This window comes from Phenylobacterium hankyongense (genome assembly GCF_003254505.1).
GTDB classification, from domain to species: Bacteria; Pseudomonadota; Alphaproteobacteria; order Caulobacterales; family Caulobacteraceae; genus Phenylobacterium; species Phenylobacterium hankyongense.
Genome location: NZ_QFYP01000010.1, coordinates 1 through 444, shown reverse-complemented (window position 1 = coordinate 444; position 444 = coordinate 1). Strand labels below are relative to the sequence as shown.

The following is a 444-nucleotide window of genomic DNA, read 5'->3' as shown; positions in this document are numbered from 1 at the left end:
GTCGTCTGCCCTCTTCCGCTCTCCCTCTCTTTCTCTCCCTTCTCGTCGCCATGTCGAGCTGCGGCAACTGCGACTGCGCCGACAAGACCCAGTGCGTGAAGAAGGGCAACAGCTACGGCATGGATATAGTGGAGGCCGGAAACAGCAATGGCGGGGACGCCTGGTTCGCCGGGGCCGGTGTGGAGAACGATCCGAAGTGCAACTGCGGACCCAACTGCAGCTGCACCACCTGCACCTGTGGCCACTGATCGGTGGCGCCGCCGTGCCACCGCCGCCCATGGCGGCGACGTATGATCGTCGGGGAAGCTAAGGAGGGTGTTGCCTACCAGTGCAATAATAGTCTCGCGATGCCGTAATCTGCGTCGTTCTTATGTGTGCGGTGCAGCTTCTGGGGAGGTCTAGCGACTTCCCTCGTGCAGCTGCTCTCTCTCTATGCTAATGTTA

At 60.8% G+C, this 444-nt stretch carries 1 protein-coding gene; it reads left to right on the top strand.

The window, feature by feature from the left end:
- Nucleotides 1-248 (top strand): hypothetical protein (locus tag DJ021_RS18770; RefSeq protein WP_207801906.1); only part of this gene is annotated, 248 nt, incomplete at its 5' end.
- Nucleotides 249-444: the final 196 nt, after the last annotated feature.